Below are 10694 nucleotides of genomic sequence, written 5' to 3'. Positions count from 1 at the left end.
TCACAGCCTGAACCCTCAACAGATCGAAGGAACCCGAACTACACCACTACCAGGGGCTTGACCAGATCTCATCCGGGATCGGCCGAGCCGCGCCCTGCGGATCGACGAGGGCGGCCTTGCTGGAACTCTGTGCCAAGTACGCCTCGAGCTCGCGCACCAACTCCGCAAAATCCAGCAACTCTTCGCGAGCTCCCGCTTCGGGGAGATATGTCTGAGGCTTGCGGGACCCGCGGGGCACGTCGATGGGAGTGCTCATACCGCCACGCTACCGGCTCAAACGAAAAAAACGAACAGCATCGTGCCGAGTCGACGGGGCGTGAGGAACGAATCGGTGATGACTTGACCTGTCACCGACTCGTTCCTCACGCCCTGCGGCAGTCCTTTCTGCGGCGAGGTCACTTCTCGGCGCCGGCCAGCATCCCCTTCATGAAGTACCGCTGCAGAAACAGGTAAGCGATGAGCATCGGGATGACCCCGATGAGAGACGCGGCGACGGCGGCGTTCACGTTCGATCCGTTCGCCCCGAAGAAGGCGGCGATCGACGGCGCGATGGTCCGCATGTCTGTGCTGTACATGATGTACGAGCTGAGCGCGAACTCGTTCCACACGTATACCGCGGTGAGGATGATCACCGTCGCCGTGACGGGCTTGAGCAGCGGGAAGACGATCATCCACAGCGTCTGCACCCGGCTCGCCCCGTCCATGCGGGCCGCCTCTTCCAACGAGAGGGGGACAGAGCGCAGGAACTGCGTGTAGAGGAAGATCGCGCGCGGCAGCTCCAGACAGGTCAGCGGGAGGATCAGCCCGAGGTAAGTGTTGAGCAGCCCCATCCCATTCAGCAGCGAGTACAGCGGCACGAGGATCGCCAGCGGCGGCACCATCATCACCGCGAGGATGACGAACTCGACCGCACGGTTCGTGGTGGTCCGTCGCCGGGCCAGAGGATACGAGGCGAGCGCGGCGAGAATGCACACCAGCGCCGTGCTCACCACGGTGACGATCGCGCTGTTGAGCGTCGCGCGCAGAATTCCGCCGCTGGTGATCGCCTCGGCGAAGTTCGACCACGTCGCCTCGGCGAAGGGGAAGAACCACACGGAGCTCAGGTCGGATCCCGCTTTGAAGGCGGTGGTGATCGCGAGATAGAACGGGATCAGCTGGATCGCAGCGCCGACGACGAGGATGACGGCGACGAGGGCCTTGGTGGGAGCGCGCATGTCAGTTTTCCAGTCGGTTTCGGGTGCGGTCGAACCACCAGTTCAGAGCGATCGTGCAGACCACGATGATCAGGAACAGCACGATTCCCTGGGCCGCTGCGTAGCCTGCGGCCTGGTTGCCGAAGTAGGTGCGTCCGATGAGTGTGGAGAGCGAGTTGGTCGCATATCCGGGCCCGCCGCCGGTGAGCACCTGGATGATGTCGTAGAGCTTCAGGCCGCCGATGAGGTTGAGCACGACGCTCGCGGCGAACGCCGGCGTGAGCTGCGGAACGGTGATGGCGAAGAACTGCCGCCATCCGGTCGCCCCGTCCAGCGACGCCGCCTCCTTGATCTCCGCGGGAATCCCCTGCAGTCCAGACAGGTAGATCAGCATCGACACACCCATGAACTGCACGGAGTTGATGAGCACGATGACCGCGACGGCGACGTTCACATCGGACAACCAGGAGACCTGGGCGATTCCGAGCACCCCGAGGATGTCGTTGAGGGCGCCCTGGTGATAGCGGAACACCAGGTAGTACATGGTTCCCATCACGACCGGTGAGACGAGCACCGGCAGATAGATGACCGCACGGGCGAACCCCCGCCCACGGAACTTGCGGTCCAGCAGCACCGCGAACAGCAGCCCCAGCACCTGCTGGATCAGCGTCGAACCGACGCCGAAGATGAAGGTGTTACGCAACGCCGTGGCGAAGTTCTCGTCCGTGAAGATGCGGGCGAAGTTGTCTAGGCCGACGAAGCTACGCTGGGCCGAGTAGCCGTCCCAATTGGTGAGGGCGATGGCGACCCCCTGGACGACGGGGATGACGATGAACACCACGAACAGCGCCACAGCGGGCAGATACATCAGGTTGACGGCGGACTCGCGCCAGATGCGTCGCGTGCGAAGCGCTGCGGCGGCGGAAGAAGGTGCGCTCATCGTGCTCCTCGGGTTCTCATGGGAGGTGGGTGCTCGGGGCGCCGTGTCGGCGTCCGAGCACCCGGGTCAACCGGTCGGCAACTTTACTGACCGTAGAGGGTGTCGAACTGGACCTTCAGCTGCTCGGCTGCGTCATCGGCGGTGGACTGACCGGTGATCACCGAGTCGGTCGTCGCGATCATCGCGTTCCAGATTCCGCCGGGGAGGTAGACGCGGTCGAAGAACGGCATCGTCGGGATGGTGCCCGGAGCGACCCACTTGTCGTAGCTGGCCTGAAGCACGCCGAGGTCGGCCGTGACATCGGTCAGCCCGGAGTACGAGCCGAGGGAACCTGCCACCTTGGCCGCGTTGGCGGGCTCGGCTAGGAAGTCGACGAACTCCAGCGCGGCATCCTTGTTCTTGCTCGCCTTCGCGACGCCGAAGGAGTTGATGCCCTCGCCGCCGACCGTGTACTGCTCTCCGTCGTCGCTCGGCACCGGGACGAAGCCGATGTTCGCGTCCGGGTTGATCTTCAGCGCGGTGCCGAGGATCGACGATGCCGGCACGAGGGCGAACGCGGCCTGACCCTGCGCGAGCTGGGATGCCATGTCGTCCAGCGACGCGGAGACGTAGTCGGGGTTGAAGTACCCGTCCTTCTGCCACCCGGCCACGTGCGAGAGCACGGCGCTGGACCAGGCGTCGACGTCGAAGTCGCCGTCGGTGAACTTCTGCTTCTCGCTGTCGCTGAAGGCGTTGGAGGCGATGTAGTCGGCCATGTTACCGGCAGAGCTCGACTTTCCGGACGCGGTGATCGGTGTCACACCGGCGGCCTTCACCTTGGTGAGCGCGTCGTCGAAGTCACCCCAGGTGGTGATGGCGTCGGCGTCGACTCCGGCCGCTTCGAGCACGTCGAGGTTCACATCGATGCCGGCGACCGTGTACTCCAGCGGCAGAGCGTAGATGTTGCCCTCGCTGTCGCGCATCGACTTGTCCAGAGCAGGGTTGACATCGGCGACCCAGGAGCGGTCGTTGAGCGGCGCGAGGAAGTCCGAGTAGCGCAGCACCGACCAGCCGTGCGTCGCGAAGACGTCGGGGAGGTTGTTGGCGGCCATCTGCACCTTGATGTTGTTCTCGTAGTTGGTCGTGTCGTACGACATCTCGACCTCGATGCCCGTGCGCGCGGTGAACTCGTCGATGAGCTCCTCGTAGACGGCTTTCGCAGGGCTGTCGGCCGTCATGTACAGCGAGAAGGTGATCTTCGAGGATCCGTCGTCGGATCCTCCGGCGCTGCATCCGGTAAGGGCGAGCGAAGCCCCGGCGAGGGCGGCCGTCGCGGCGATGATGGTGCGGGTGATTTTCATAGCGGGGTTCTTTCCTTACTCTGACGTCATTGGCGGTAAGCGTGCGCAGGGTGCCGCGCACGGCACTAGAGGGTTGCGGGCACCTCCTGGAACTCGAGGATGAGCGCCTGCTCCGCGTGCATCTCGGGCACCTGGAGCCCGCTGAGGGTGAGCACGGAGCCGGTGACGACGATGCCGTGCTGCTGCAGCCACGGGGTCGCGATCAGGCCGGTGACCGGTCCCGGAGCGTGCACGCTCACCCGGTAGCTGGCCCGGGGATCGAGCCCGGGCACCGGCACCTTGCCGATCGTCGCGACCGATCCCCGCCGCAGCGAGACGAGCGAGAAAGGCGCGCGTGAGCGGTCGGCGGCGACCACACCGTCCAGGCGCAGCGCGCCCTCATCGAAGTCGGAGCGATGCAGGCGCCCGCTGAAGATCAGCGCGCGGTGCCTCTTGTGATACTGCACCCACTCCCCCAGAGCGGCGAGCTCTTCGTCGGATGCCGAGGTCAGATCCCACTCGATTCCGAAGTGCCCGAACAGTGCGGTGGCGGCCCGGAAGCTCAGATCGCTGACCCGCCCGGTGGTGCGCGAACGCGGAGAGGCGACGTGGGCGCCGAGCAGCTCGTACGGCATGAGCTGGGCGGTCCAGCGCATGATGTCCTGCCGCTCGACGGGGTCGATGCAGTCCGACGGCCAGAATCGCTGGACGTGCTCGACCATCCCCAGATCGATCCGCCCCCCACCCGAGGCACAGCTCTCGATCTCGAGTCCGGGAGTGCGCGCGACCAGCTCATCCATCAACCGGTAGCAGGCGAGCGTTTGCGCGTGGGCGATCGGCGCTCCGCCTGCGACGGGCGACCCCGCGGCGATGAGATCGCGATTGTGATCCCACTTCAGATAGCCGATGTCGTATTCGGCCAGGATGCCGCCGAGCTCGCCGAGAACGTGCGCGTAGGCATCCGGGTTCGTGAGATCGAGCACCTGCTGGTGGCGCCACTCCAACGGCAGGTCCGCGCCGGAGGCGGCGACCCACTCCGGATGGGCCCGGGCGACATCGGAGTCGACGTTGATCATCTCCGGTTCCACCCACAGGCCGAACTCCATGCCGAGCTCCCGCACGCGACGCACCAGCGGATGCAGACCGTTCGGCCAGATATCCGCGTCGACGGCCCAGTCGCCGAGCCCGGCGTGGTCGTTGCGACGTCCGGTGAACCACCCGTCATCGAGCACGAACCGCTCCACCCCCACCGCGGCCGCATGCTCGGCCAACCGGATCAGGCGATCGAGGTCGTGGTCGAAGTACACGGCCTCCCAGACGTTGAGCGTGACCGGCCGCAGGATGCCGGGGTGCTCGGGCCGCGAGCGCAGCCACGCGTGCACCTGGGCTGCTGCCTCATCCAGTCCGTCGCCCCGTCCGAAGTAGATCCACGGGCTCTCGTACTCGGCTCTCGGCGCAAGAGCACCCTCACCGGGGAGCAGTAGCTCACCGCCGCAGATGACCCGCATGCCGCTGGGCACGCGCTCCACCCAGGTGCGGTGATTTCCCGAGAAGCCGACGTGGACGCCGTGGACCTCGCCCCGCGCGAAGCCGAAGCCGGCGGTGCCGCACATCAGCATCGGGGGGCTGTCGAATCCCGTGCGACCGTGGCGACTCTCGTGCATGTGGACGTTGACCCCGAGCGGCATTCGCTCGGGGATGCGCTCGCGGCTCCACCTGCCGGTGAAATCGAGCACCTCGTCCGCGGTTGCGGGCAGCGGCATCGCAACGGCGAGCTCGCCCAGCAGGTAGTCGTCCTCGCCCGTGTTCGCCAGGCGCGCTCGTGCGCGCAGCAGCCCGGAGGGCAGAAGCTCGAGAGCCAGCTCGACCTCGATCTGGGCTGCACTGTCACGCAGGCCGAAGACCAGCCGCCCAGATCCGGCGCTCAGCACCGACCCGGTCTGCTCGGCGACAGAGGCGTCGATGTCGACGGAGACGATCTCAAGCACGGGGGCCCACGCCGACCCGGTCGCGGGGCGATGCCCCACGAGGCCGGGTCGTCCCTTCCATCCATCGGATTCGAGCAACAGCAGACGCGATCGGACGGCGTCCACGGGGCTGTGGGCCAGGTCGACCGCGGGCTGCGCGACCCGGGCGAGAGCGACGATGGATGCCTCGTCGCCCCCGGTGAGCTCTGCTCCCCAGTGCGCGACGACGGGAACGCGGCCGTCGCTCCAGTCGAGGACGAGCGAGACACCACCGGCTCTCAGGTGCGCGAGTCGCGTGTCGGAATGGACGAGCACAAGTACTCCGTGGTGTCGATGAACGTCGTTGTTGATGAGGGCGGCGGGTGGCCACTGTCAGGTGGTGCGAGGTGGTGTGTGAGTGACTCTACTGGAGTAGATGCCTACGGCGCAAGTGCGTCCTTTCCCGCGGATTCAGCGGATAGTGATCGATCTCGCGCCGAGACACGAGTAAATTCGAGCCTTTTCGGGTACGTTCGTAATGCAACGGCGCATCCGCGCCTGACCGTACGAGCAGCACCTCCGGAGCCCCGTGAACGCCACCAGACCGCAGCGCCCGGCGACCCGCGCCGACGTCGCCCGTCTGGCGGGGGTGAGCACCGCCGTCGTCAGTTACGTCATCAACGACGGACCCCGCCCGGTCGCCGCCGCGACTCGGGACCGGGTACTCGCCGCGGTGGACCAGCTCGGCTATCGGCCCAATGCCTCCGCGAGAGCGCTCAAGCTCGGGGGAACGCGCACCATCGGACTGATGCTGTCCGAGATCGTGAACCCGTTCCACTCCGAGTGCATCGATGCTCTGGATGCGGCGGCCACCGCACGGGGGTATTCGATGCTGCTGGCCAGCACCCACAACGATGAGACCCGTCAGGCTCAGATGCGCGCCGATCTCGTCGACCGCGGCGTGGAGGGCCTGGTCTTCCTCTCCCTGTACCCCGACCGGAAGGACGCGCCGCGCGCATCCGGGGGTGATGTGCCGCAGGTGATCATCGACCGTTCCATTCCCACTCCCGGGTTCTCGACGGTGGGCTCCGATGCCCGGGCGGGTGCAACGCTCGCGGTGAGCCACCTGCTCGAGCACGGACATCGCTCGATCGCCTATATGGAGGGCCCCCTCGATCCGCTCGTCGGCGACGAGCGCCGAGTCGGGTGGGAGCGCGCGCTCGCGCACGCGGGCCTCACGCCCGAGCACCTGGCCACCACGAGTTGGGATCGGCGCGGCGGCGCGGAGGCCGCGCGGCACTTCATGGGCCTTTCCAAACCCCCCACGGCGATCTTCGCGGGTTCGGACCTGATGGCGATCGGCGCCCTCCAGGCGCTACACGAGTTGGACAGGGACGTTCCCGCGGATGTAGCCGTGATCTCCTTCGACGGCACGGCCGAGTCGGAGTACTCCTGGCCACCGCTGACGACCGTGCGCCACCGCTACCGTGACGTGGCGGACGCCGCCGTCGCCGTACTCGCGGAGCGAAGGGGAACGCCGACCGCCGCGTTGTTCGAGATGGACATCATCGTGCGCGCCTCGTGCGGATGCACGCCGGCAAGTCATTGAGCGAGTACATGCCCGCGGGTCGTTGAGTGGGTGCGCGTCCGCGAGTCGTCGGCACGCGTGCTCCCCACTGTCATGTCTCAGGACTTCGGTGACGGAACGGCATCAAGACATCGGTGACGCTTCCGGGGCGTTAGGTGGTGACACTTCTCGGGCATATCTGTGAGGGATGAGCCCGGTTCAGCCCGTCGATCCCCGTGTCCGTCTCGCTATCCCTCAGTGGCCACCCGATGCGCCGCGGGGCGCGGTGACCACGTTCTGTGTCGAGCATTCGATCTCGCGGAAGACGTTCTATGCGATCCGTAGACGCGCACTTGTGGAGGGGCAAGCGGCGGCGCTCGAGCCGCGCTCCCGACGCCCGAAGACCAGCCCGACCACCATCGGTGACGACGTGAAGAAGCAGGCCGTCGCTGTGCGCGCGGCGCTCGAAGCTTCCGGCCTTGACCACGGGCCGATCAGCGTGCACGACAAGATGACCCGCAAGAAGCCCCGCGCCGCCTATCGCCGATTCGTCTACCCGGCACCGAACGCCTGCTGGCAGCTGGACGCGACCGAATACGTCCTCGCCAGCGGCCGCAAGTGCGTCATCTTCCAGCTCCCGTACGCCATCGCCTCCCACGCCGCCATCGGCGAGACCTCCCGTGACGCGATCCGCGTGGTTCGCAAAGCGATCAAGCGCCACGGCGTCCCGCAGCGACTGCTCTCGGACAACGGCATCGCACTGAACCCGTCACGGCGTGGGATCGTCGGCCAGCTTGTCGAGTACGTCAAGCAGGCTTGGTGTCGAGCCCATCACCGGAAAGCCCTACAAGCCGACCATGCAGGGGAAGAACGAGCGGTTCCACCAATCCCTGTTCCGCTACCTCGACAAGCAGCCGATCGCGGCGAACCTGCGGGAGCTGCAGGCGCAGATCGACCGGTTCGATCACATCTACAACACCGAACGCGGACATCAAGCGTTGCCGGGGAGGATCACTCCGTCGCAGGCGCGGGAAGCGACACCGAAGGCCACCCCGCCCCGACCCAGACCGATCAAGCGAAAGCCGAACGAGCCGCTGCCGCCGGCACCGTCGCCGAACGGTCGAGTGCTCGACGGGATCCGCGTCGCGACCATCCACCCGAACGGATCGATCAAGGCCCGCGGCGTGATCTTCAGCGTCAGCTACCCGATGCGCAGGAAGGACGTGTTCGTCGTCTACGAAGCCGCCGGGATCATGGTCTTCGACGAGCACGGCACCCTCATCGTCGAGCACCTCTGGCCACCGCCCGGCGTCAAGTACTTCGGGAACGGCCAACCGCGCGGACCGAAGAAGAAGGAAGCGTCACCGATGTCCTGACAGACGAACCGTCACCGATGTCCTGATGCACAAGGGACTGCTGAGGGTCTTGGTGACTCTTCTTGTTAGGCCGCGGACGCGGCCTGTGTGGTCATGATTGCTTCGAACTCGACTGGCGTCAACTTGCCGAGGACCCGTTGCCGACGTCGCCGATGGTAGGTCCGCTCGATCCAGGTCACGATGGCGAGGCGGAGATCGTCGCGGGTGGCCCATCGGCGGCTGTTGAGCACGTTCTTCTGCAGGAGCGCGAAGAACGATTCCATGGCCGCGTTGTCGCCGGCGGCGCCGACCCTGCCCATGGAGCCGACGAGCCCGTTCCGGTCGAGTTCTGCTTGGAAGCGTCGGGAACGAAACTGCTTGGGCTCAATCGGTCGTTGCAACACCGTGTTGTTGAAGCGAGCGTAACTGCTCCTCGAAGACTTCCGCGGGAGTGCGCCAGTTCAGGCTTTTCCGTGGCCGGTTGTTGAGCGCGAGAGCGACGGCTTCGAGGTCTTCCGCGGACCAGCGTGAGAGGTCGGTGCCCTTCGGGAAGTACTGTCGCAGCAACCCGTTTGTGTTCTCGTTCGTCGGCCGTTGCCAGGGCGAGTGGGGATCAGCGAAGAACACCTTCGTGCCCGTCTCGAGCGCGAACTGGACGTGGGCGGAGAGCTCCTTGCCGCGGTCCCACGTGAGCGTCTTCCGGAGCTGTTCGGGGAGCTTGGTCATGGTCGCGATGAGCGTGGCGTTCATCGCGACGGCGCCGTAGCCTCCCAGTGCAGGACCGTTCTTCACATATGGGTTCTCGCCCCAGCCCTCCAGGCGGGGCAGGTGCACCAGCAGAGTCGAGCGGCTCTTGCGCTCGACGACAGTGCCGATCGCCGATCGGCCCGTTCCGATGATCAGATCCCCCTCCCAGAGCCCAGGAACGGCGCGGTCCGCGGCCTCCGCGGGACGCTTCGAGAACACGACATCGGCGGTGACATGCCCTTGCGGTCGGTTCTGCGCTCGAGCTCGTGGCTGACGGAGTGCGCGGCCGGTTCGCAGGCAGGTGACCAGTTCGCGTGTGAGCGCGCCACGGCCCTGGATGAACAGCGACTGGTAGATCGCCTCGTGGCTGATGCGCATGGACTCATCATCCGGGAAGTCGGCCTTCAGCCGGTGCGAGATCTGTTCCGGACTCCACGCAATCACCCACCGCCGGTCCTGCCGGTGCGGTTTGTTCAACCCCTTCCACGCGGGCGGCTCCGGCCCGACAACGATGGTGCCGTCCGGTCGGCGGACGTTGCCAGCGAGGCGCTCCTGGACGTACTCACGCAACCTGTCGTTGGTCACCAGCCTGGCCGTCTTTGGTCGCTTCGCCGCCTGCTGAGCCTTCCATTGCGCCACCAATGCCCGATGCTCCAGTTTTCTGCTGCGCGTGGCGGCATTGCGGCGCAGCTCGCGGGAGATCGTTCCCGGATCGCGGCCGATCCTGCGCGCGATCTCACGAACGCCGACCTCTTTGGCGCGCAGCAACGCGATCTCCTCGCGCTCTTCGAAGGACAGGTAGCGACCGATGGGCTCGGCCAATGAGATCGGTGGCATGCCGCCAGCGTGGCGAAACCAACGGGTCCCGACCGGCACGGACACGCCCACCTTCAGCGCCGCCTCGGCCGAGGTGATGCCCGTCGCAATCAGACACCAGAACTGCCGCTGCACCGCCCGCGACGGCTCAGGCCGCCCAGGCGAACGCATCGGCGGCCGCAACGCTCGATCCGCACGCCACTGCCGACGCGCACTCACGGGCACTTCGCTGGTCTTCTTGCTCCAATCCGCCGTCACCATCGTTGAACACCTCTCGATCGAGGTGTTGCGACAACCAGTTGAATCCGCCCTGGCTTCCTCGATCGCTGTGAACGGTGGTGGCGGCGGGGTTGCGGCGCTGGATCGCCATCCGCAGGGCCGAGACGGCCAGCTCTGAGGTCATGCGTTCGTTGATCGAGTACCCGACGATCCGGTTTGACCAGATGTCCTTCACGGCGCAGAGGTAGATCTTCCCCTCACCGGTCGAGTGCTCCGAGATGTCGGTGAGCCAGAGCCGGTCAGGGCCGGGCGCGGTGAACTCGCGCCGGACGAGGTCATCCCGCACCGGCGAGCCGACCAGGCGCCCCTTGCCGCGGCGTTTGCGGACGAACGCGCTGAAGATCTCGTTCTCCGAACACACCCGCCATACCCGCCGCTCCGAGGCGGTGAACCCCGCCTCGGCGAGCTCGCCCGCGATGAACCGGTAACCGAACGCTGGGTCGTCGGCATGCACGTCGATCGCCGCGTTGACCAGATGAGCATCGTCCCAATCTCGCTGAGACACGGGATCTTCCAGCCACCGGTAGTACGG

Annotated in this window: 7 protein-coding genes and 3 pseudogenes; 2 read left to right on the top strand and 8 right to left on the bottom strand. The window is 66.4% G+C overall.

What is annotated here, in order from left to right; translation table 11 throughout:
- Nucleotides 1–46 precede the first annotated feature (46 nt).
- From BGN97_RS01905 to BGN97_RS01885, 5 genes are all read right to left on the bottom strand, one after another.
- Nucleotides 47–256 (bottom strand): hypothetical protein, encoded by a 210-nt coding sequence (locus BGN97_RS01905; protein ID WP_292697555.1) that lies wholly within the window; start codon nucleotides 254–256, stop codon nucleotides 47–49.
- A gap of 139 nt (nucleotides 257–395) precedes the next feature.
- On the bottom strand, nucleotides 396–1214 hold the full coding sequence (locus BGN97_RS01900) for a carbohydrate ABC transporter permease (protein ID WP_292697554.1): 819 nt from the start codon (nucleotides 1212–1214) through the stop codon (nucleotides 396–398).
- Between the two features lies 1 nt (nucleotide 1215).
- On the bottom strand, nucleotides 1216–2133 hold the full coding sequence (locus BGN97_RS01895) for a sugar ABC transporter permease (RefSeq protein WP_292697553.1): 918 nt from the start codon (nucleotides 2131–2133) through the stop codon (nucleotides 1216–1218).
- An 83-nt stretch (nucleotides 2134–2216) separates the two neighbouring features.
- Nucleotides 2217–3473 (bottom strand): extracellular solute-binding protein, encoded by a 1257-nt coding sequence (locus tag BGN97_RS01890; RefSeq protein WP_292697552.1) that lies wholly within the window; start codon nucleotides 3471–3473, stop codon nucleotides 2217–2219.
- A gap of 65 nt (nucleotides 3474–3538) precedes the next feature.
- Nucleotides 3539–5734 (bottom strand): alpha-galactosidase, encoded by a 2196-nt coding sequence (locus BGN97_RS01885; RefSeq protein ID WP_292697551.1) that lies wholly within the window; start codon nucleotides 5732–5734, stop codon nucleotides 3539–3541.
- A 253-nt stretch (nucleotides 5735–5987) separates the two neighbouring features.
- Between BGN97_RS01885 and BGN97_RS01880 the strand changes: the two genes are divergently transcribed.
- Together BGN97_RS01880 and BGN97_RS01875 are read left to right on the top strand one after the other, a co-directional pair.
- On the top strand, nucleotides 5988–7007 hold the full coding sequence (locus BGN97_RS01880) for a LacI family DNA-binding transcriptional regulator (protein ID WP_292697550.1): 1020 nt from the start codon (nucleotides 5988–5990) through the stop codon (nucleotides 7005–7007).
- Between the two features lie 166 nt (nucleotides 7008–7173).
- Nucleotides 7174–8106: pseudogene (locus BGN97_RS01875) on the top strand (integrase core domain-containing protein); the annotation flags it as partial.
- Nucleotides 8107–8406: 300 nt separating this feature from the next.
- Here the strand turns inward: BGN97_RS01875 and BGN97_RS01870 are convergent.
- From BGN97_RS01870 to BGN97_RS01860, 3 genes and pseudogenes are all read right to left on the bottom strand, one after another.
- Nucleotides 8407–8697: pseudogene (locus BGN97_RS01870) on the bottom strand (integrase core domain-containing protein); the annotation flags it as partial.
- Between the two features lie 7 nt (nucleotides 8698–8704).
- The gene (locus tag BGN97_RS01865) at nucleotides 8705–9904 is read right to left on the bottom strand and encodes an IS30 family transposase (RefSeq protein WP_292697559.1); all 1200 of its coding nucleotides are present in this window, start codon (nucleotides 9902–9904) and stop codon (nucleotides 8705–8707) included.
- 289 nt (nucleotides 9905–10193) lie between these two features.
- Nucleotides 10194–10694: pseudogene (locus BGN97_RS01860) on the bottom strand (DDE-type integrase/transposase/recombinase); the annotation flags it as partial.

This window comes from Microbacterium sp. 69-10, assembly GCF_001897945.1.
Taxonomy (GTDB): Bacteria; Actinomycetota; Actinomycetes; order Actinomycetales; family Microbacteriaceae; genus Microbacterium.
The sequence above is the reverse complement of the archived record's forward strand: the minus strand, read 5'-3'. Positions and strand labels throughout refer to the sequence as shown.